Below are 22,779 nucleotides of genomic sequence, written 5' to 3'. Positions count from 1 at the left end.
GTAAGTTCTTATATTTGCTACGTCCTACATATAAAAAAGCCCAAAAAGAAATAAATCCTTTTGAGCCACTGGCAAACAGTTAATTTTAAAAAATATTTTTTTCATATATCATCATAATGAAATTCCAAATCTTATAAAGTACCGATCCTTAACTATTTCTTTTATCACATATGGCTGCGTAGTTGTATCTGGTATAAAAGGTGAACAATAATAATACTCTTCTACAGTCTTTTTATCAGAACAATAAATCATATACGGTTTTCTTCATCATCTCCTCTTACTATATAATTAAATTCAACAAAGTCCTCTTTACGATATACAATACTTTATGTAAGATAAAACGGTCTTTTTTTCTATCAAAACAGCTATCTTGTGTAATTCTATTTCATCTACTGTGGGAGTATGAAAAGAATTACCATGACCTGTAAACCAGGCATAATCATATTGTTTTTTTCCATGAGCCGATAGGAATATTTTTCATTTTTTCCAATTCATCTTTGATCGCTTCATCTTTGATTGCTATAAAAGATCCTTTATGTTCCTTAAATGGAGGACACACGCATTAAATTTCATTCCTATTCACCGATAAAAATAACGGAATAGAAAATAAGCCATCGCTTTACAACTGCAGGATAGCTTTTATTTATTCCAGCGTATTTTTATTTTGTAAAGAACACGTTTGCTGTGGATAGCAGAACACTTTATCGCATGTCAAAATTATAAGTGATAAGATACGTCACTCTTGAAGAGTTTAAGAAAACTGGCGTTATCAGTAAAAGTGATCTAAAAGAATATGTAAGTGTATCATATGAATACTGTATTACCAATCCTGAATTGCTTTACGAAAAAGATAAAGTGCTATATGATTTCTTTGATAAGAGAGGGTTGGTGAATAAAAGTGAAGGCAGAAAATGAATCTATATACAGAAGATATACGTGAATTGACAAAAGAAGAATCACGTTAATAGAAGATTACGAAAAACACAATGCTCCTTCAGAAATAATTAACGAGAAGGAAAACAAATAAACAGCCACAGATATGATTTTTTAATCTTTTGATTATGGAAAGAAATACGATTGCTTTATTGGTTTGAGGAGGGTACGGAATGATCTGGATAGATAAAAAAGGTGTTAGGCATAGTGATTATCATGCCTCTTGTGTAACATGTGCAATTTGCATGGATTGTAAACATTTCAAAGCAATGGGAAATATGAAACCTATTTGTTCTGCTTTCCCACAAGGTATTCCGGAAGCTGTATGGACTGGGACTTTACTGCACACTATGCCGATAAGTGGTGATCATGGACTCCAATATGAGAAAGCGGAAATAGAGGACACAGATTTACCGGAATTATTATACGTTGAAGATTAACACTCACAGCGGGTACTTTCAAATATTAAAAAAACCTACCACTACAGAATGGCAGGTTTTCCGCAATAGTCCCCGTAGGGTTACTACCGCTTCTTCGTATTCACATCTTATAACTTTTAATTTGAATTATCAAGAAAAAAGGATCACCCTTCATAAGTGATCCCCCGCAATTCTGCTGGGTACATCCGGTTTCCTTGTTTGTTTTCATTTTTAATTACAAGTCGCTCCTTCAAAAAAAACGCCCTTCATGTTTGTGGCGTTTTCTTTAATCACTTTATTGCGCATAAACAATCTACACAATACGGTTCTGTTCCTTCCCCTGTAGGAAGCATCTCAGATTTTCAACGGCAGTATCCATAATTCTGCGCCTAGCCTCTTTGCTTGCCCAGGAGATATGCGGCGTAATCAGGCAGTTATCACATTCCAGCAACGGATTATCATTACGGATCGGCTCCTCCCTTACCACATCCAAAGCGGCCGCATAAATCGTACCGTTTTGTAATGCCTGCGCAAGGTCATATTCATTGATCAGCTTTCCTCTGGCATTGTTGATCAGGATGGCATTTGATTTCATCAAAGCCAGCGTAGCCTTGTTTATCAGCGAATCATTCTCCTTTGTGAGCGGACAATGCAGACTTACCACATCGCTTCGCCGCAGTAATTCCTCCAGAGAAACCTTTTCAGCGTGCGTGTCGTTGTCGGCATGGGCGTCATGAAACAGGACATGCATTCCCAGTGCCTGTGCGATTTCAGCGACCTTCCTGCCAATGCGTCCAAATCCGATGATCCCCATTGTTCTGCCTGACAGCTCCATTAGCGGATAGTCCCAAAAACACCAGTCCGCATTGTTTGCCCATTCCCCCTCCTTTACACGTTTTGCATGATGCCCGATCCTGGATGTCACCTCCAGTAAAAGTGCAATGGCATATTGTGCAACCGTATCCGTACCATACCCGGGAACATTGGTAACTGCGATATGGAGATCACTTGCGGCTTCGATATCGACAACATCATAGCCGGTTGCCAGTACACCGATGTAACGAAGTTGCTTACTTTCCTGCATCAGCTCTCTTGTCATCGGCACCTTATTGATAATCACGGCATCCGCATCCTGCATTCTTTCCTTTACCTGCGAGTGATCCGTGCGTGCATACACCGTCAAATCACCAAGCGCCTCCATCCCCCTCCAGTCAAGATCCCCCGGATTTTCTGTATAACCATCCAAAACTACAAGCTTCATATACATATGTAAAGGATGCCAGTCAGCACCCTTATCTCCTTTCCCTGATCATATTATAAAACACTTTACAAGCTGTTGCGATAAATATTCTTCACATCCTCTGCGGACAGTGACACAAATCCGTTCACCGTCTGTTTTGCGGCATCCTGTGCCATTGCATCGAAGTGCGTATCATCGATACCCAGCTCCCCTAAGGATGAGCGCAGATGCAGCTGTTTATAAAAGCTTCGCAGACATTCAATTCCCTCACGTGCCATATCCCACGGATCCTTTTCTGTTACCTGCCAGATTTCTCTGGCGAAACGCGCAAACATATCCACTGTATCCTCACTGAGAACATACTCCATCCAGTGCGGCGTCAGAACAGCCAGACCTTCGCCGTGTGTAACGGAATAAAAGGCACTGAGCGGATGTTCCATCGGATGAACACTCCACTGTGTCATATGCCCCAGCTTCAGCATATCATTGATTGCCCAGCTTGCTGCCCACATGAGATTGGCTCTTGCTTCATAATTATCCGGCTCCTTCAATACGAGCGGTCCGTATGCTGTACAGATTTTCAGTATACCTTCCGCAAACCGGTTCTGTAAACCGGCATCCTCCCGTGCAAAATAAGACTCCATCGTATGGCTCATAATATCAGCCACACCACAGGCACTCTGATAGCGGTTTACACTAAAGGTAAAGGTAGGATCCAGTATCGCAGCCCTTGGGCGAAGGAGTGGATTCCGTGTACCTATTTTCTCTTTTGTATCCGGATTCGTGATAACAGCAATATGATCCATCTCACTGCCGGTAGCCGCAATTGTCAAAACCGCAATAACCGGAATCGCTTTTTTTATTTCCTGCGGGTGAAGCACCAGCTCCCATGGCGACAAGGTACTGCATACAGCGGCAGACACAACCTTGGCACAATCAATCACACTGCCTCCTCCTATTGCCACAATAACATCCACATTCTCCCTGCGGCATAACGCCACTCCCTTTTCCACCGTTGTAAGGGAAGGGTTTGGCTCTACACCAAACAGCTCCACATACTTCTTTCCCGCCGTATGCAATTCTGTAACCGCCTCGTCATAAATACCGTTACGACGGATACTGCCTCCTCCGTAAACAAGTAAGACCCGCTCTCCGAATTCCTTCATAATGGTATGAAGCTGCTGCAGTTGTCCCTTTCCAAAATACACCTTTGTCGGTATATCATAAATAAAATTTTCCATATATCAATCGTAGAAGCCGGACATGATTTTGATCAGTTCATCCACATCTTCGGTTTCTCTCATCCTCCGTTGTCTGTTTTCTTCAAACTTCTGCAGATATTCTGCTTTTTCAATTACCTGATCTATGACGGATGCCGGAAACTTCACCGCTCCGTTTTCATCCATGTGAATGATTTCCCCCGGACTAACCTGCATCCCAAAAACCTCCACACCGGTATTCACGGACTGCACTGCCCATTTTCCATGACCTGCCGTAACACCGCTTAACACGTATTGCATCTGCAGCGGACGAATCTCATCCACATCTCTGCTCGGACCGTCACTGATGACACCGACACAGCCGGCAGAACGAAGTGCTGTCATCATATTTCCACCCAGCAAGCCGTTACGACACTTAATCTCTTCCGGCATATCCTGTTTCACAATCAGTACCACCGGTTTTCCGACAGCTGCAACTGCTTTTAACACATCTGCGAACTTCAGGCACTCATAGTTCGGGTCCGCAAGACCATAGGTACACGTAACCGCATAGCCGACGGTTCTGCCTAGCTCTGGATACATAACCCTTGCACGCTCATCCGTATACCATTGTCCGCGCCATGGATGATACAGTCCCAGGCAATATTCCTTATCCGGATAGGTTGCGACCACATTGGTAATGGACGGTGTATCAAACTGCTTCAGCTTTTCCAGCCTATCATCAATTTTCATGTTCATCCTCCTGTATATGAAGCTATCTGAAACAAAAAGCATATTGTATGCATTCTTCAATTACCCAGCGGCTACTGACAGCCGAAATATGCCAGCACATGATCAACCGCGATATCCGACATGCGATTGATTGCCCCTTCACTGCTTGCGGCAATATGCGGTGTCAGAACGGTATTCTCACAGGCGATCAGCTCCTCATCAAAGCCGGGCTCCATATAATGCGCATCACTTCCGTAGCCGTAAAGCTGCCCATTGTGCAAAGCATCATACAATGCCTGCCTGTCAATGAGCTTCGCCCGTGCCGTATTGATGATAATCGCATCCTTTTTCATTTTGGAAAGAGCCTTCGCATCCAGTAATGGTGAAAACTCTGCAAGTGCAGGAAGATGCAGCGTCAGAAAATCACTGCTGCTCACGATCTCGTTTATATCCGCCTTGCGTATGCCATACTCCCGGATAAACGCCTCATCATAATAGCTGTCAAATGCGAGTATATGACAATCAAACCCCTTCAGTCTTCGTGCAACAGCTTTTCCAATGGCACCCAGCCCAAGGATACCGACGGTGCTTTGATACAAATCCTTTGCAATCGGCTTTTTCCACACATGCGAGCGGATATTGGCATCACTTCTTGTAATATTGTGACAAAGAGAAAGCATAAGTCCTATGGTGTGATCCGCTACGGAGTTTGTATTTGCATTGCGTGCAATTTGTAATGCAATGCCTTTTTCCTTTAAATATTCCACATCAATTTTATCCAGCCCCACACCATAGCGTGAAACGATTTTCAATTTATCCGCATGATCAATGACATTGCGATTGAAAACCTCTGTCCCTAAAATGACAGCATCCATCCCCTGAACGGCTTCCACCATTTCCTCCTCATTCAGCAGTCTTCCCTTTTCATTTCCATAGACCTCAAAGCCTGCATCCTGTAATCTTTGTATCGGTTTCCTACTTAATTTACCAAAAGACTTGGATGTTACCAAAACCTTCATAAGCGATTTCCTCCTGTATTTTCAATATTGTCCGGTAATTGTTTTTCTACCGAATCGTCTTAACTGCGAAATGCTTTTTCCAATAAACGGAAATAGTCAAACGTCAACACCGGCGGTGTCATGTCATATGCAGCAATGTCTTATCCGGATGAAAAAGATAAAGTGGATGACAGCCAGCTCCCTCTTTACAGAAGCCAGAATGCTTTCCATTACTTGCCCTCACAGCCAAACAGACGGATATAGTGCTTGATTTTATGTTTGAATCCCTCCGCAAGCAGCGGATACAGCTGATAAACGGCATTGCCGCTCAAATCCTCCTTAACCAGATTTTCAATCGCACTGCGTTTCAAATCATTGGACAAATTGATTTTATTGATTCCCTCTCTTGCACAGCGTGCCAGATTTTCATCCCCGGTACCGCTGCCGCCATGAAGAACGAGCGGAATATCCAGTGCATCCTTCAATTCATGAAGAAGGTCAAAATGAATCTGCGGAGTACCTTTATATACGCCATGTGCAGTACCAATGGCAACCGCAAGTGCATCCACTCCGGTCTGCTTTACATATTCCACTGCTTCCTCAACACGGGTAAATGCCTGATGTCCGTCAGTATGATATTGCTCACCAACACCTACATGACCAAGCTCAGCTTCCACACTGATTCCCAGTGCATGACAAATGCGTACCATCTCCTGCACCTCTCTGATATTTTCTTCAAACGGCAGTAAGGAACGGTCGATCATGATGGAGGTATAGCCTGCGCGAATGCCAAGCAGACAGTCTTCAAAGGTTTTGCCATGATCCAGATTCAGGGCAATCTTTACTCGGGAGCGTCTGGCAAGATCCACTGCAATTCGTCCAAAGCTTTCCAGATCCGGATTGGCAACCGGTGTTGTATTCAATATAATTCCGGTATTCATTTCTTCTGCCGCCTCGATGGCAGCACGCAGATTATGTTCATTATCAATATTGCAGGCAGGCACGGCATAATTCTCCTGCTTTGCCTTTGTTAGAATTTCCTTTAATGTTACTAGCATATCAGTTATCTTCCTTTCCGTAATTGATCATGACACGGTAAACACTCGGTTTACATGCATAATCAAAGGCTTCTTTTCCCTGTGCAAAGCTGAATTCACGGTCAATCACCTTCTCCATATCAATCATTTGATAACCGATCAGCTTGACCGCCATCTGATTATCCTCAATCGTCGGATTCAGCGTTCCGATAAATTCTATTTCACGACTATGCACCATGCCGAAATCCACACCGATTGGTTCCTTGCTGTTTTGTGAGCTATAGGCAATCAGTCTGCCATATGGTGCCAACATGTCAATTGCCTGCTGCCACACCTCTTTGAACGGTATGGTGTTGATGACAGCATCTGCCCCCAGCCCATCCGTCAGCCTGCGAATTTCTTCACCGACATCACATTGACTTGGATCAAAGGCATAGGCAGCCCCTTCATGAATCGCCGTTTTCCTCTTTTCTTCATCGGTTTCACTCACAATAATGCGTGCACCGCACATCTGAGCCAGCTTCACATGGAAGTACCCCATAATACCCATACCGATAATGACAACAGTATCACCAAACTTTAATCTTGCCTTGCGTATACTGTGAATACAGCATGCCAGAGGCTCTGTTAGTGCTGCATGCCGCATATCCACATCATCAGGCATACGGATAATCTGCCATGCAGGAATCACCAGATATTCACTTAAGCCGCCACCCAGTATATTCCCATCCAGACTTGAGCGTTTCGGCATTTCCTTTTTGCGATTGCACTGCGTTCCTCTGCCGGAGCGATCCAGCTCACACTGGTTACAATATCCGGATGTAAAAATTGCTTTATCGCCTGCCTTTACACCTACAACACCTCTGCCTGTCTTTATAATCGTCCCGCTGCACTCATGACCGCCAAGAAACGGATATCCGTAGTTCCTTGTTCCTTTGTATGTTCTGCGGTCCACGGTACATAAGGAACATACCTCTGTTTTAAACAGTACCTCATAATCCCCCGGCTCCAGGATATCCAGCTCACGCATTGCCAGCTTATCCTTTGCTTCAATCACCCATGCTCTTGCTTTTTCCATAGGATTCTCCTCTCATATTTGTTATTCCCTATCTATATCTGAAAAGAAGCAGTTTTCTTCACCTCCTGAAGCTTCTTTCTTACTGAATCTTTATATTTATCTGACACCTATAATCATATTGAAAACGATTACAGTGTCAAATTGACACAAAAAGCAACAGTGTGTCATCACAATAAGGCATCTTACGAAGAGAAACCTCAACAAAGTGATGAAATCATTTACATTTCACGCAAAATCATAGGAAGTATGTACTTTTCATATGGATTATGTTAATATTTTCCTAGCTTGTGTGTTATTTCACCCATTAATTTAACACGAAAAAAGCAATAGGAGTGATAGTATGGCGAAAACCAGACGGGATCTGATTATGAATCTGGTCAGAGAATACACCAGTGAAAGTCTTGCGGACAAATCCTTCAGCTTTGAACGATGCAATGCCTTTGATATCGCATTGGACCTGAAGCTGGACCGGTCCAACGTATCCAGAATTTTAAATCAGCTGTTTAACGATCTACAGCTCATCAAGGTGGAAGGAAGACCCACTCTATATTTATCCAAGGATGTTATTGTCAGCGAATATCATTTCAATAATATTCCCCAAATCATACCCGGAAAAGAAAACCTGAAAAATTTATTCGTATATGATGCAAGTGACGCCAGTTTTTACAAAAAAGGTATGAATATTATTGGAAACGGTTATGAGGAATCACTGACACCGGTTATCAGTAAGATCACCCCTGCCATTTTTTATTACCAGAACAAGCCGTTACTGATTGCCTTACAGGGAGAAAAAGGCTCAGGCAAGAAATATTTTTGTAAAAAGCTTTTCGATCTGGCCGTACAGAATAAGCGTATTTCCAAAAAAAGCAGAAGCTTCACCTTTGATTATCGTTCCATAAATGAAAGCTTTTCCACTTTACGGCAGCAGTTTCTTGATCGTAATATCTCCATGGTCATCATGGAAATCTACACCCCGTTTCAGGAAAGTGAGATTTACCGGTTCTGGAACGATCTCAACAATCTTTGCAGCAACGAAAACAAACCTTTACCTATCATGATTTTTCTGATAGATAAGAGCGTTGAAAACTTTGCATATTTCTCACAGCTGACACCTTATACAGCGAAGTATCCCAATGTAAAAGAGCGCACAACAAAAGAAATGATTGAGCTTGTGCTGACCTTCCTGCAGGAGGAGGCAGTGAATCTGAACAGCCGCATCAAGGTAACCGGAAATGCGATTGCCTCCTTTCTCAGCGCAGATTATACCTACAATCTCTTTCAGCTCCGCAATGAGATCGTTTATTCCCTATCCAATAATCTGTATTCCAGTGTGATTAGCAACCATGAACCAATCGTCATCACACATGAGAACATATCCAAAAATGTCATTCAAAACAAGAGTGCAGATAATTCTTTGGAGGACCATATTCGAATAACAGTTACACAGCTCCTTCCGGAAATCATAGATATTTATCCGGATCAGCCGTGTGAAACACTGGAAAATCTATTACAGACGCAGCTCAATGCAAGCATTGTCATAACTGCGCAGCTGAAAAACATCATAGAAAAGGCGAAAGAGGATGTCCTGATGACGCGGACAAAGCTTCTGGATTCCTCATCCATAGAAATGCAATCCAAGGTCTATCAGGCTCTGACCCCATTGTTTACGAAAACAAAATTGAAAAATGACCGCCAGATTTTAAGTAAGCTCTACATTCAGATTCAGCATATGCTGGATAATACCTTTGCCTACCAGTTCCAGCTGGAGCATCTGGATTATAAGGAAACGGCATATTCCCAGGAGCTGAGTGACAATGTGATCAGCACAGTGGAAAACAAGTTCAATATCAGTCTTCTGAAGGTATATAAAAGCTATATTCGCAATTTTATCTACTATGCATTAAAATCTATCAGTCAGAATACCATTATGACATTGATTGTCTGTCACGGAGAGCGTCTTGCGGAAAATTATGCCCAGCATCTGAACCAGATTCTGGGAAGCCGCTGTTTCTTTTCCTTCGATTATAATCTCTATTATCAGACGCATGATTTTCATGAGTTTACGGATAAGATATATAAGCTGATCAAATATATTGATATAGGAAAAGGCGTACTCATCGTGGGTGACAAGCCGCCGCTTACGACATTGGATAAGTCCATTATCTCCACGTTAAACATTCCCTCCTTCTCCCTGTATCCGGTTTCTCTTCCACTATTATATGAAACCAGTGAAGTGGTTTCACAGAAGACCATGCATCTGTTGGCTCTGCTCAGTGATGTAGTGAACCGAAAGAAGAAAATAAAGGCATTTTTGAATGATAAGAGTCTGACCTCTAAAAATGAGCGTCAAAGCAGCGATATCTTTCAGCGCTTTCAGGCAACCTTCCCCACCATCAATATAGCAAAGTCCAATGAAGCCCTGTACCGCGTACTGCTCAATATTTGCACGGAATGCAATTTGCCGCTTTCCAATAACATCATTATACAGTTCCTGTTTCACGGCACCTGTATGCTGGACCGCTGTGTGAAGAAGCAGAAAATCCGCTATAATCTTTTGGAAAGCTTTATGATGGAGCATACCGAGCTGTTTCACATCATGAAAACGAATTTGTTGAAAATCCGGGATTTTATGACACTTTCCATTTCACAGGAGGAAATCGCCGTTTTGTGTGATGTTATACTCAATTATCAGATGGAGATTGATGTTCAAGCAGAGCGAAAATAATGCGATTCCTCTGACAGCTCATTCAAATATTGAAAATGAACCGGTCTGCAGACCGGTTTTTCGTCCAATTAAGAAATATGTTATACTAATATTAAAGGGGTGGGAAATTATATGAGAATATCAAAAGAATGGCATGACAGACTTCATATCCTAATACCATACTATCGTAGAGTATTAAAGCTATCACAAAATGATGTATATCGAAGACACGGCAATTATAAATGGATCATATCTCCAGCCACAGTCAAAAAATTAGAAAATCATGAACAGGTTTTTATAAAAGATGAAAAGTATCAGGAGCTGCTTTTTAATTTGAATGAGCAATTGCATATTTCACAGAAAATAGATCATTATCTCATAACGCAAAGTAAACAGCTTTACTGTGTAATGGAAACAGAAAGATATGAAGAAGCAATACGGATAATTGAGACTACCTTGCTTTCTCTAAAAAGCCAAAGGCACCATGTCTATTATAAAGAGTGCATATTTTTCTTAGGAAAGCTGTTCTTATATTTAAAAGATCGTATCTTTATGAATGATCAGGAATATTCTTTATTATTTCCGCTTGTAAATATATTTCCTAAAGGCTTCAAAGATATCCTCATGGATTTTCTTTACATCCATGCAAGCGGTGCAAATGAAAAGAAGCTATCTGCTTTTTTCAGTTCATACTCTATGGAAGCATCAGCTTATTTACCAAATCGCATTAATTATGCAAATCAGCTTTATGAAGAGAACAAAGAATTACGTGCATACCTTATTCTGAAAGAAGCAGAACCTGTTGCCAGAGAAAAAGGAAGTAAAAACCAATTAGCATACATATATATTATTTTAAGCAGCATCGCTTTACACATCGATATAGAATTATGTTACAGCTATCTTCATATGCTGGAAAAAATGCTTACCGAAGAACATGAAGACAATAATTTAAAAGGAATGATTTTATTAAATTTAGCGAATCGATATCTTATGCTCAGAAATTATGTACGCTGTAGCAACTATACAAAAGCTTATATTGTATTGAATCCAAAAAGACACTATACAAGTAATATCATTTTACTTTCATATTGTAATCAAATGCTTAACAAAGAAAAAGATAAAACACTTTTTGTTAATGATAATCTAACATCAGAATATGATGATCAACTTGAATATTCGCTCTTTTCTTACTACAAGCAAACTTTTAAGAACAACAAAGAAAGAATGAAATTTCTTCAAGACAAGGTTTGCCCGAATTTAACTGCATTTGATAAAATTTATACAAGAATAGTAAGTGATGAGATAACAAGACTGAGCTCTGAAAGTGGAAGTTATGTTAATTATTTTAGATTTCATGCTCTACTGAAAAATGAAAATATATTGAAATAAGTGTCTTCACATTGGTATTTCTGCATCAAATTACATATACCTTGACTATAAATAAAAAAAAGATTATATAGTACGTATAGAAAGGATGAGGAAAATGAAAAAAAATCGGTGTATTGTTTTTGCCTTTATTATGCCTGTTTCTTCTTATTATACCTATTAACAATGACTCAGGCATTCAACCTTTAGGAAGAGGAGATAACATAAAAGGATAATCTTGATAATCCTCATATTCAAAAAAAGGAGACAATATGACTAAGAAAAATTGCAAAACTTTAATGCTCAGTTTTATAATTCTAATTACAATTGTATGTTTCACTACAGAAGTTCATGCAGTGAAATTAGGGGGAAGATTAATAAATGGTCCTAGAAATATCACCTATACAGTAAACGGAGGAGCATCTCCTTATACTCCAAATATCAATACAGCCGCTAATAACTGGATGTATACAGGTTATGATAATCCCATTTATATGACAGCTGTATCCAGCACAACAGGAAGTACAGTTGATATATATTCTTATAACGATAGTGCATCATCAACAATCGCTTATACTATTTTCTTTAATAAAAATAACCAGCAACAGAACCCGAGCTCTAATTATTGGTGGAACAAAATATTTTTAAATAATAAGTACATTAATGATACCAGCATAAATCATAATGCAGTAATGGCGCATGAATTCGGCCATGTTTTAGGGCTTGGCGAAAATAACAAGAACGTGAACAGCATCATGTGTCAAACAGGAGCAGGCAGAAAAGTTAATAAACCTCAAAAAGTAGATAGTGAAGAAGTTGTTTCAATCTATGGCAGATACTAACTTGTGTAATGAAATCCATAAATATGTATATGGGGAATCGAGGTCAATCATGAAAAAATTCTTATTAATTATCGCAACCTCTCTTATCGTAACTGGCTGTGCAAGTCTCAAAAATACAGATCAAACACAGATACCAAAAACAAATGAAAAAGAGGAAACAATTAAACATTATAACTATCGTGATAAAATTAGTTCTGAAAGCATAGATATAGCTACGGTATCTGCAGATCAAAGTATTGATATCAGTGATGTTAATCAGTTAAGGGATTTTGATAGTAATGTTTTTATCGGAACAGTGGAAAGTATAGATGGCTGTAGTACAACAGCCGCTGAAAATGCATTTAATCCAATACCATATGAATATGGTAAAATCTCTGTTCTAAAAAACCTGAAGGGTCAGACAAATTCAAACACTATAAATTTCGCAAGAAATGGTGGTGTAATTTCAATTGCTGATTACGAAAAAAATGCCCCAAAAGAAATGATTGAAAATGACGATAAGCATAGAAAAGAAGCAGGACAGGAGAAAATTGACAAAGCAAGCACTTATGTAGAGCTTCGTTATGAAAATGATATTATTTTAGAAACTGGTAAAACCTACTTATTTTTTATGAACTATGTAAGTTCAACTAATACTTATATAGTTAATGGTGTCCAATATGGAACAAGAGAAATTTATCAACCATCATCCAAAAGCAGTCTATTCAGGGAACTTCCTAATGAATCTACACTTCAAGTGAAAAACAATGATACAGGGGAATTTGAATCTTTAGATGAATTTATTGATTTGTACTTTCCTTCATAAATTTAAATCATCGTGCGAGGATATTCAATAAAGTGATATCCTCGTTTTCATCTTATAATGATGTCATTCGATAAGGCTTAAGTGCCAGATTCTGTATTTATCTATAATTCCATCGATAAAAAAAAGGAACATATACTTTCCATTGACAACATACACAATGTATGTATTAAGGAGTGATACAATGCCGCGCAATAAGTATCCGGAGGAAACGGTTCAGAAAATACTGGATGTATCCATGAAGCTGTTTCTGGAAAAAGGATATGAAGAAACAACCGTTTTGGATATAGTGGGAGAGTTGGGAGGACTTACCCGCGGTGCTTTCTACCACCATTTCAAATCCAAGGAGGAAGTGCTGGATGCGTTGAGTGACCGAATGTTTCTGGAGCATAATCCATTTGAGGAAGTTCGTAAGGAAAAGGGGCTAAGCGGCCTTGAAAAGCTGAAGAAGATCATCAAGCTGCAGGCACAGAATCAGGATCAGCTCGATTTGAACCAGATGTCTGTTCCACTGCTGAAGAATCCGAAGATTCTTGCGGATTATATGGAAAGCAATCTGCGAATCGTTACACCTTTTTTCGAAGAGCTGTTTCTGGAAGGCATTCAGGACGGCTCTATTCCGGATATCAAATATCCCAAGGCACTGGCCAGCTTATTTGTAATGATAACCAGTGTGTGGTTCATTCCTTCCATTGTCCCCTGTACGCAGGAAGATTTGCTGGAACGCCTGCTGCTCACCAAACACATGCTGGATAGTATGGGAATCTACCTCATTGATGATGAAATTCTTCAGCATGCCCAGACGATTGTCCAAAGCATTCCAACAAAATAAGATTGCATATGCAATTTTATTTTACCAGAATACATACATTCTGAATGTATATAAAAAGGAGAATATAAATATGAACACACAAGATCTCGCTGTTTCTGTACACAGGTTAACCAAACGCTATGGTCATACAGAGGTATTAAAGAATGTGAATATGGAAATAGAAAAAGGCTCTATCTATTGTCTGCTTGGCTCCAATGGTGCCGGAAAGACAACGACGATTAAGATACTGACAACACTTGCGGCCTTTGATAGCGGTGAAGTTTCCGTATGCGGTCATTCTGTCACTGCCGAGGGAGAAGCCGTTCGGAAGTTGATCAGTCTCACCGGGCAGTTTGCCAGTGTGGATGAAAAGCTGAGCGGTTATGAAAATCTTGTGATAATCGGAAAGCTGAATCACCTGAAGACGCCAAAGAAAAAGGCAGGAGAGCTGCTTGCATATTTCTCCCTTACAGAAGCCGCTAACCGTATGGTGAGCACCTATTCCGGCGGTATGCGCAGAAAGCTGGACATCGCTATGAGCCTTGCCGGTAATCCGCAGATTATTTTTCTTGATGAGCCGACAACAGGTCTGGATCCACAGAGCCGTCACAGTATGTGGAGCATCATAAAACAGCTGAATTCAATGGAAATCACTATTTTTCTTACCACGCAGTATCTGGAGGAAGCGGAGCAGCTGGCGGATCATATCGCCATTCTGGATCAAGGAAGGATTCTTACGGAAGGTACTCCTGCGGAATTAAAAAAGCTGCTGCCACAGGGAATCGTCGAATTTGAATTTCCCGACAGCAGTATGCTGGAGGCTGCCATGTCATGTACAGGGGGCTATTCGACGAAGCCGGTGAATACAGAGCATAAGCTGATTATATATACGGACGGCAGTGCCGAAGCATTATCCGAGCTGTTTCATATTTTTTCTTCCGGTAATATCAAAATCCTGAAATTTTATCAAAAGCTGCCGAATCTGGAGGATGTTTTCCTAACACTGGTTCATGAAAGAGAGGATATACAATGAAAACCATACAGACACTAAAGGATGTTTTGACGATGAGCGGAAGATGTCTGCTTCTATCCAAACGAAATCCCGATACAATTTTAACGAGCATCATCGCTCCGATACTCACCATGCTGCTGTTTGCTTATGTAATTGGCGGCGCCATGCAGACAAGTGAAACAAGCTATGTGAATTTCATTGTTCCAGGAATCATTCTGCAATGCCTCGGACAGTGTGCCGCTACCACGGCGATTGCCGTTTGTTCAGATATAAAAAGCGGAATCATGGAGCGCTTCTGCACCATGCCTGTGAAACGCTCTTCCATTTTAAACGGGCATGTACTGGAAGCCTTTATCAGAAATATGGTAACTGCCCTGCTGATTCTCCTCGTGGCATTCCTGATTGGCTTTCGACCAAATGCGGATTTACTTAGTTGGTGTGCCGCATTGCTGATTATTTCTTTGTACATTCTCACCTTATCCTGGATATCCGTATATTTTGGAATGATTGCCAACAGTCCGGAGGGAGCGGGCTCATTCTCAATTCTGGCGATTGCTCTGCCTTGCATCAGCTCCGGCTTCGTACCAATCGACACCATGCCGAAAGCATTGCAGATTTTTGCCGAATACCAGCCGATCACCCCTGTCATTGATTCACTGCGTGCCCTGCTTCTGAATGAGTCATTAAAGACCGGTACACTGCTTTCTGCAATTTTGTGGTGTACGGTGCTGCTTCTGTTATTCTATATTTTATCCGTAAGAGCATTTAAAAAGAAAAGCAATCACTAACAGCTGTCTCATGCAAAGCTGAGGAAGGAATTTGTTTGCTTTAGCAGTTCAAAAATTTTTCCGACAGGTACTGGAGCAGGATGAGAGCAGCTATATTCCGTATACATCCCTTAGAAAGCTTCCCTCCTGCGGTATCTAAGACCTGTAAAATCTGATCCTTTCAATTCATTACTGATTCAGCTTTACACCACAGGCTATTTACAGTAAAGTTTAACTGGAAGAAACAAAGGAAACAGTGTCCTGCAGAGTATACTGTTCCCCCGTTTATGAATAGGAGGTTGTGTGGATATGTTAGGTATGATCATAGATATCATGAAATTTCTACTGCTGGTTTATATCGCATTGGAGCTGCGGGATATTTCTGCAAAGCTAAACAATAAGTGAGACGTTCTGTCTATCCAGCCGAAACAAACACGGCAACTGTGGAAAACCCGTTCCTTACTACAGACATTCCTGTTCTCTCTCAGGAAGACAACTGTTTTGCACTGCTTGTAACAGGGATCGTCATGAACAGGCTTTAAACCGGAAATAGATAATTGAATTGACTGAAAAAAAAAGAAGAAAGAAAGCTCCTGTGAAAAGGAATTTGTTTCTTCTTTTTGTTTTTTTTATGCTTGTCTTTTAATGCGGGCAAGAAGCAGGAATACACGATTCCCTTTTACACCTTGCGCTTTAGCGAACCAGCAGCCTTCATACGTATAGCAGATGCCTTACAGCCCGATCATTTACAGCGATGCAAAACCTGCTTCCACTCCTCGCACATCCCCTGTGTGTAGAAATCCACCAGCTTCTCCCAATCCTGCGAAAGCTCTTTTGTTTTCATGCCATATCGAAGTGCCGCTGCCAGAACCTCCAGCAGCTCTCTGCTGTATTCCCCCTGCTCCTGCATCAAAGACAACGGCTTGCGGATTCTTTCCTCAGGCTTCAGCTTTCTTTCAACATCCCGAACATTGCGCGCTACGGTATCTTTGATATTTCGATTTTGAAACTTTCGAATCGCCATTTCAGAAAACGCGGTCTGCTCCTGCATGGAAACATTATACACAGTAGTGATACAGCGATTGATTACTTCCGCTATCCGTTTGATTTTCTCAGTTATTTCAATATCATTCGCGGCTTCGGCATAATCCGTATACCCCTTTTCATACCCCAGATAGGCTATACATGCACTGATACAGTTATACGTATAGATTTTGCGCTCCAGCAAATCGGAAAAATGTGTTTCCTGTACAAAGCCGTATAAGGGAAGCTCATGTCCCAATGCTACGCTGTCGTAGGGAAGATGGTCCAGATTTTCACTTAAGATATCCAGTGAATCACACTGTCCAAGCGTTGTACAGAATATGACAGCTTCACTCAAGTGTATTCGGGAATCACTGCGCAATACAGCAAGGGGTGAGGATGGCTGTATTCCATTTTCTGCAACAAGGATATCCAAAGAACGCCTATCTCGCTCCTGCAATGCTGCCTGCAAAAAGGGCAGCAATTCCGCAACGTGATCGGCACCGACACTGATGAAGATACGTTCTGCCTGTGCGATGTTTGTTATCGCACGCTCATCCGTTATCGTATAGGCAGTGTAATTATCCACCTTCAGAGGCTCCCGCTCACTTCCAAAGCGAATCGTATACGAAGGCTCCTTGCGCAGCTGCCGGATCAGGCTCTCATCACAATCCAAAAAAACGGTTTCTTCCTTTGACAGATACAGCAGACGGTTTAAATAGCCCCGCCCGCTTAATCCGGCACCGATGATTACATTTTTACTCACGTCCCTTGACCAGCCCTTCCTTACATATCCTATCCACAGCCTTCAGCACCTCCCGGTACAGTGGCTCCTGCTCGTTCAGTTCACATACGGTCTGTAATACATAGGGTATCCCGTGCTCTCTTCGCATTGCTTTCAGCTTCCTTGCGGACGCATCACTTTCCTCATCAAAGAACAGTGCCTTTGCGATGGTTTCAATTATCACCCGGGGATAAACCCCATGGTTCAATGCCATTCTTGCCGGTGCAATCAGCCGATCCTGTGCTCCCAGCTTGCGAAGCGGATCCTTTCCATGCCGTATGACACGGTCGACAATCGTCCAGTCTGTATATTTTGCTCTTGCCTTTTCCGCAAAGGCCTTCTGCTGCTGCGGATCGACATGCAGCTCCGCCACCAGTGTTTGGTTGATTTCCTCATATACCTCATCCAGCAAGGCGGAAACCTCCGGGCTGTTTGCGGCCTCTGCCAGCAGCTCATAGCCTGCCAGATAGCCATGATAGGCGATGACAGCGTTGCTTGTATTATTGGTATACATTTTCTGGGTTAAAAAATCGCCGAAGTTCTGCATCAGCTCCGCATCCTGAATCGGTGGAAGCTCCCCCTTGAAATGCTCGGCACTGATGGGAAGATACCAGTAATTCTGTACCCATACACCTGTTGCATCCTGCATTGCAAGTTCATCACTGGGCTGGGTCGCAGAGCGCATGATAACTGCCTCGTTCACACCGACAAACTGATCAAACATCGTTTTCTCCTGTTCCTCCATCTCTGCCGTAATCCCTTCATACAGAAACGCTCCCGCATGTCTCCAGTTCTCGCACGTCACGAAGTTAAACGGCTTTTTCGGTATGCCGTTTTCCTTATATATTCTTCCAATTTTCTCACCCAGTGACTTCAGGTTTGCACCACCTACGGAAACAAAGGCGATATCCGCTTCCACAAGGGCAGCACCAATGCGTTTTTCATCCTCCAGCTGTACCGCCTGAAAGCCTGTAACATCACTATCCAATGAAGAATCTCCCAGAATATACACATGGTATTTCTGATCCTTATTCAAACGATCCACCAGCTGTTGATCGATATCCACAAACGTGATATCCGTCTTACTGAGATACAGCAGCTGCCCGATAAATCCACGGGCGATTTTCCCCGCACCAAATACAATAGCCTTCATCTGTTATCCTCCTCGTATAATTTTCTGCTTTCCTGCATACGCTGATTCCCTCACTTCCTGCATAGAGAACAGTCGTAGATTGTTGGTATGATTCTAAAAGAACCCCCGCCTATAGCAGTTGTGCGGCGGGGGTTGAATTAACACGCTTTTGCGATATCGGTAAATATCCTTGCCCGACGTGTCAGCTCCTCGAAATTTCCTTCAGCGATAACCTTTCGATCGATAAAGCGGCCGCTGATGCCTGCTGCACAGTATCCGGCGTTCAGATACTCCTTGAAGTTCTCCTCATTTACACCGGCTGCCGCAAGGAATTTCACATGATTGATCGGCCCTTTGATATCCTTCAGATAGGACAGTCCCAGCCATCCTGCAGGGAATATTTTCACGATATCCGCTCCGGCATTGTGTGCCTGCAAAATTTCTGTTGAGGTCATTGCTCCGGGTATAGAAATCAGACCGGCTTCTTTCGTTGCACGAATCACCTCCGTATTCACATCCGGTGACAGGCAGAATTCTCCCCCTGCCTCCTTTGTGGCAAGCACATGCTTTACACAGGTTACTGTGCCGCTTCCCACCTTCATCTGTGGAAAATGCTCTTTGATTGTCCTGATTGCACCGCATGTCTTCTCTACCGCATCGGGGTCTGCCTGATCAAAGGTAACCTCCACTACACGTATACCGCCATCATACAGCGCTCTGATTGTTTTGATCAGCTCATTATCATACAAGCCGCGGCAGATAACGACCACCTTGTGCTTTGCGATAAATTCTACAATTTCATTCATCCTGTTACCTCCGGTATACGACCTGACTGCTTCTGATACGCATCGGTATACCGTTTCCTTTCTATAAATATTTTGCGATATCCTCTTCCGGTTCTGTAACAATGACACGCAGGAACACGTTGATTCCCTTGTTTAACAGATTGCGGAAGGCTTCCTTTTCCTCTTCACTGACAGATATGTTTTTGAACATCGGCTTTCTTCCGGCCTTCGCGCCGATTCCTCCGACATTGATGCTCTTCAGACGGACACCGGCATCGGTCAGCTCATCCAACACCACCGGTGTCTTTACAAGAATGATAATTTTCTCATGCTTTCCATCTTCATTCAAGTATCCGATTGCATCCTTGACACTTAACACCTTTAAACTGATTTTACCGGGAACACTGGATTTCATAACCATCTGCAGAAAGGAATCCTTTGCGACGCCATCATCGATGATCAGTACCTCATTCGCCTCGGTATACTGAATCCATTGTGTCATGACCTGACCGTGAATCAGACGGTCATCAATTCTTGTCCAAACGATATGTTTCATATAAGGTTTCTCCTATCATTTTGTTACTCCAAAATACTCCATCAGATGCTCCACGGCGGCATGTGACATGGTATTGACTGCCTCCACACTGACGGCGGCTGTATGCGGGCTGCATACCACATTGTTCAAACCGATAAATTCCGGATCCATATGTGGTTCCCCATCAAAGACATCCGTTCCGTACCCATAGATACGTTTTTGCCGCAATGCCTGAACCATGGCCGTTTCATCGATGAGAGAAGCTCTCGCGGTATTGATGAGGACAGCCTCGGGCTTCATCAGCTCCAGCTCCTGCTGAGTGATGAAATGTGTTCCATCCGCGTTGCCGGGAACATGCAGTGTAATGATGTCTGCCTGTTTGAAAATCTCCTGTGGGGAAAGCAGACAGATTCCCTCTTTTTCGCAGTATTCTTCATCTGCGAATATATCATTCCTAATATCTTACATTCAAATCCCTTGAGACGTTTTACAACCTGACGGCCGATTGCGCCCAGACCGAATACTCCGACTGTCTTATGGCATAAATCCATACCGGTTTCCTTTTTCCATATCCCCTTTTGCAAGGAGGAATGCACATTGCATACATGGCGCAGGGTCGCCAGCATGAGGGCAATCGTATAATCTGCCACCGCCTCCGTATTACAGTTTTTCGTCACCGTGACAGCAATGCCTCTTTTTTCAACCTCCACGGTATCAATGTTGTCAATTCCCACACCGTATCTGGATATAATTTTCAGTTTGTCAGCCTTATCCAGCACCCGTTTACTGACAATATCAGAGCCAAGTATAATCGCATCCACGCCGGGAACCTCGTTCATCATTTCTTCCTCGCTCATAATATGATGATAGCGGTTATCAAGCAGCTCCCAGCCTAGATCCAGCATCCGCTCCCGCGGTGCCTCATCAAATTTTCCAAAGCTGTTGGATGTAATCAGAACCTTCATATACTGCACCTGCCTAAACGATTCCCAGCAGTCCACCGATGATTCCGATGGCAAACAGAATGAGCAGAACCTTGTTTACACTAACTTTTTTATTCATCAGATAAAACGTCAGCATGACCATGCCAAAGGGAAGCAGATTGTTTACAACCTTATTCAGAATATCGGTCTGTACCGCCAGCTTGTTGTCACCCAGAGCAATCTCGGCAGTTGAAGTCAGCTTTACAGTCGTGGCGGCAAGTGCACCGATGGTGATGGAGCCCATAGCGGTTACCATTGTCATGATTTTCTCCATCTTCCCGCCGCTGAAGAATTCACCGACGAAATCGCGCCCCTTGTCATATGCCTTGCGGTACAGCGTATAGCTGATACCGAAGTTCAGTGCCAGCGTCACAAAGAAATAGAAGATCGGTCCCAGAAGATTTCCTTCCTGCCCGATGGAGATTGCGATGGAGCCGATGATCGGAATCAGTGTTCCCTGCCGCAGGGTATCTCCAATTCCCGCAAGCGGTCCCATCAGAGAAGTCTTGACCGCACTAATCGCAAGTCCGTCGATTTCCGCACCACAGGCCTTTTCTTCCTCCATGGCAATCGTAAGACCAAGAATTACCGGCCCTACCAGCGCAAATTCCGAGTTATAAAATTCCATATGACGCTGACATGCTTCTGCACGTTCCTCAGGGTCTGTGTATAATTTCGCGATAACATTCTTCATACCGGAGAAAAATCCGGGTGCCTGCAATCGTTCATAGCTGCAGCAGGCCTGTGCAAACACCTCAAACATGAAATAGGATGTATTCAGATCCTTTATTGTCAGCTTTCTTTCCGTCACCTGTTCACTCATTCCTCATTCCCTGCCTTTCCGAATTTCAATTCACCATAGAAGTAAGCAGCGATTGCCGCAAAAATTGATACCACCAGCATACTCAGCCCGGAGTATGTTTCCAGAAAGAATCCAAGTGTAAAGAAAATCAGGATTCCGTTTCTTGTATTCAGCATACGGATAATCATTGCAATACCAATGGCAGGAAGAATCCCGCCGATCACACTCAGAATATGAAGCGGCTTTCCTGCCAGCATATCCAGTAGTCCCTGTGTAGCCGGGGCACCGAAGTAAACCAGCAGCGCACATGGAATCATGGTCACGGCATATCCGAACAGCTGCGTCGGTACGAGCTGCCAGAATGCCATCTTTTTAATATCACCGGTGACTGCATATTTGTCCATCTGGTGTACAAAATAAATGTTTACCGTTTGACGGAGCGTCCATACCATCGTCCCCATAACGCCAAGTGGAACTGCAATCGACATAGCGACCTGCGGTGTGGCATTGGCACTCAGCGCAAGTGCTGTTCCTACGACTCCGCCGATTCCGGGATCGGTTGGCAACGTACCTCCCGCATTTACAAAGCCCAGATACAAGGTATTGATCGTAGCACCCATGATACAGCCTTCCACCGGCTTCCCGAGAATCAATCCGACAATCGTTCCCGCACAGATCGGCTGGCGGATGGAAACACTGCCCAGCCCGGTCAGCCAGGGAACCCCGTTGTTTGTTAAATAGTAAAGCGTACCAATCAGAATGGCCTGAATAATTGAAATCTGCATAACTTATCTCC

20 protein-coding genes and 2 pseudogenes are annotated in these 22,779 nt (G+C 42.6%); 8 read left to right on the top strand and 14 right to left on the bottom strand.

Annotation, left to right across the window (positions count from 1 at the left end; translation table 11 throughout):
• Positions 1-248: 248 nt before the first annotated feature.
• Positions 249-481: pseudogene (locus G4D54_03100) on the bottom strand (hypothetical protein).
• A 625-nt stretch (positions 482-1,106) separates the two neighbouring features.
• On the opposite strand from G4D54_03100, the gene G4D54_03095 reads away from it, so the two are divergent.
• The gene (locus G4D54_03095) at positions 1,107-1,373 is read left to right on the top strand and encodes a hypothetical protein (GenBank protein QJA01477.1); all 267 of its coding nucleotides are present in this window, start codon (positions 1,107-1,109) and stop codon (positions 1,371-1,373) included.
• A gap of 292 nt (positions 1,374-1,665) precedes the next feature.
• On the opposite strand, the gene G4D54_03090 is transcribed toward G4D54_03095, so the two are convergent.
• The 6 genes from G4D54_03090 to G4D54_03065 all read right to left on the bottom strand — a co-directional run bounded on the left by G4D54_03090 (position 1,666) and on the right by G4D54_03065 (position 7,636).
• On the bottom strand, positions 1,666-2,619 hold the full coding sequence (locus G4D54_03090) for a D-2-hydroxyacid dehydrogenase (protein QJA01476.1): 954 nt from the start codon (positions 2,617-2,619) through the stop codon (positions 1,666-1,668).
• Between the two features lie 59 nt (positions 2,620-2,678).
• Entirely contained in the window at positions 2,679-3,833 is a 1,155-nt protein-coding gene (locus tag G4D54_03085; GenBank protein QJA01475.1) for an iron-containing alcohol dehydrogenase, read from the bottom strand.
• Positions 3,834-3,836: 3 nt separating this feature from the next.
• Complete coding sequence (locus tag G4D54_03080) at positions 3,837-4,544, bottom strand: RraA family protein (protein QJA01474.1); 708 nt, start codon at positions 4,542-4,544, stop codon at positions 3,837-3,839.
• Positions 4,545-4,615: 71 nt separating this feature from the next.
• Positions 4,616-5,542: a phosphoglycerate dehydrogenase gene (locus G4D54_03075; GenBank protein QJA01473.1), complete on the bottom strand. Its 927-nt coding sequence runs from the start codon at positions 5,540-5,542 to the stop codon at positions 4,616-4,618.
• 209 nt (positions 5,543-5,751) lie between these two features.
• Positions 5,752-6,579, bottom strand: coding sequence for a class II fructose-bisphosphate aldolase (locus G4D54_03070; protein ID QJA01472.1), 828 nt, complete (start codon positions 6,577-6,579; stop codon positions 5,752-5,754).
• 1 nt (position 6,580) lies between these two features.
• Complete coding sequence (locus tag G4D54_03065) at positions 6,581-7,636, bottom strand: zinc-binding dehydrogenase (GenBank protein ID QJA01471.1); 1,056 nt, start codon at positions 7,634-7,636, stop codon at positions 6,581-6,583.
• Between the two features lie 340 nt (positions 7,637-7,976).
• Here G4D54_03065 and G4D54_03060 point away from each other — a divergent pair, with 340 nt between their 5' ends.
• The 7 genes from G4D54_03060 (at position 7,977) to G4D54_03030 (ending at position 15,960) form a co-directional block, all read left to right on the top strand.
• Positions 7,977-10,361 (top strand): PRD domain-containing protein, encoded by a 2,385-nt coding sequence (locus tag G4D54_03060; protein QJA01470.1) that lies wholly within the window; start codon positions 7,977-7,979, stop codon positions 10,359-10,361.
• Positions 10,362-10,472: 111 nt separating this feature from the next.
• Positions 10,473-11,729, top strand: a complete 1,257-nt coding sequence (locus tag G4D54_03055; protein QJA01469.1) for a hypothetical protein — start codon at positions 10,473-10,475, stop codon at positions 11,727-11,729.
• Positions 11,730-11,977: 248 nt separating this feature from the next.
• Positions 11,978-12,547 carry a matrixin family metalloprotease gene (locus G4D54_03050; GenBank protein QJA01468.1) on the top strand — a complete coding sequence of 190 codons (570 nt, stop codon included), beginning with the start codon at positions 11,978-11,980 and terminating at the stop codon, positions 12,545-12,547.
• Positions 12,548-12,596: 49 nt separating this feature from the next.
• A complete protein-coding gene (locus tag G4D54_03045; GenBank protein QJA01467.1) occupies positions 12,597-13,352 on the top strand; it encodes a hypothetical protein in 756 nt (251 codons plus the stop codon).
• A 181-nt stretch (positions 13,353-13,533) separates the two neighbouring features.
• Positions 13,534-14,181: a TetR/AcrR family transcriptional regulator gene (locus G4D54_03040; GenBank protein ID QJA01466.1), complete on the top strand. Its 648-nt coding sequence runs from the start codon at positions 13,534-13,536 to the stop codon at positions 14,179-14,181.
• 70 nt (positions 14,182-14,251) lie between these two features.
• A complete protein-coding gene (locus G4D54_03035; GenBank protein QJA01465.1) occupies positions 14,252-15,193 on the top strand; it encodes an ATP-binding cassette domain-containing protein in 942 nt (313 codons plus the stop codon).
• Positions 15,190-15,960, top strand: a complete 771-nt coding sequence (locus G4D54_03030; GenBank protein QJA01464.1) for an ABC transporter permease — start codon at positions 15,190-15,192, stop codon at positions 15,958-15,960. Before G4D54_03035 ends, G4D54_03030 begins: the two co-directional genes overlap by 4 nt.
• Before the next feature lie 721 nt (positions 15,961-16,681).
• On the opposite strand, the gene G4D54_03025 is transcribed toward G4D54_03030, so the two are convergent.
• The 7 genes and pseudogenes from G4D54_03025 to G4D54_02995 all read right to left on the bottom strand — a co-directional run bounded on the left by G4D54_03025 (position 16,682) and on the right by G4D54_02995 (position 22,768).
• Entirely contained in the window at positions 16,682-17,728 is a 1,047-nt protein-coding gene (locus G4D54_03025; GenBank protein ID QJA01463.1) for a mannitol-1-phosphate 5-dehydrogenase, read from the bottom strand.
• On the bottom strand, positions 17,721-18,899 hold the full coding sequence (locus G4D54_03020) for a mannitol-1-phosphate 5-dehydrogenase (protein QJA01462.1): 1,179 nt from the start codon (positions 18,897-18,899) through the stop codon (positions 17,721-17,723). Before G4D54_03020 ends, G4D54_03025 begins: the two co-directional genes overlap by 8 nt.
• A 137-nt stretch (positions 18,900-19,036) precedes the next feature.
• Positions 19,037-19,684, bottom strand: coding sequence for a bifunctional 4-hydroxy-2-oxoglutarate aldolase/2-dehydro-3-deoxy-phosphogluconate aldolase (locus G4D54_03015; protein ID QJA01461.1), 648 nt, complete (start codon positions 19,682-19,684; stop codon positions 19,037-19,039).
• Positions 19,685-19,745: 61 nt separating this feature from the next.
• Positions 19,746-20,219 carry a PTS sugar transporter subunit IIB gene (locus tag G4D54_03010; protein QJA01460.1) on the bottom strand — a complete coding sequence of 158 codons (474 nt, stop codon included), beginning with the start codon at positions 20,217-20,219 and terminating at the stop codon, positions 19,746-19,748.
• A gap of 15 nt (positions 20,220-20,234) precedes the next feature.
• Positions 20,235-21,163 (bottom strand): annotated as a pseudogene (locus G4D54_03005) (phosphoglycerate dehydrogenase).
• Positions 21,164-21,176: 13 nt separating this feature from the next.
• On the bottom strand, positions 21,177-22,004 hold the full coding sequence (locus G4D54_03000; protein QJA01459.1) for a PTS system mannose/fructose/sorbose family transporter subunit IID: 828 nt from the start codon (positions 22,002-22,004) through the stop codon (positions 21,177-21,179).
• Complete coding sequence (locus G4D54_02995) at positions 22,001-22,768, bottom strand: PTS sugar transporter subunit IIC (GenBank protein ID QJA01458.1); 768 nt, start codon at positions 22,766-22,768, stop codon at positions 22,001-22,003. The genes G4D54_03000 and G4D54_02995 overlap by 4 nt, the downstream gene beginning before the upstream one ends.
• Between the last annotated feature and the right edge of the window lie 11 nt (positions 22,769-22,779).

It is taken from the genome of [Clostridium] innocuum (assembly GCA_012317185.1).
GTDB classification, from domain to species: domain Bacteria; phylum Bacillota_I; class Bacilli_A; order Erysipelotrichales; family Erysipelotrichaceae; genus Clostridium_AQ; species Clostridium_AQ innocuum.
Note: the sequence above shows the minus strand (reverse complement) of the source record. Positions and strands in the feature narration are given on the sequence as shown.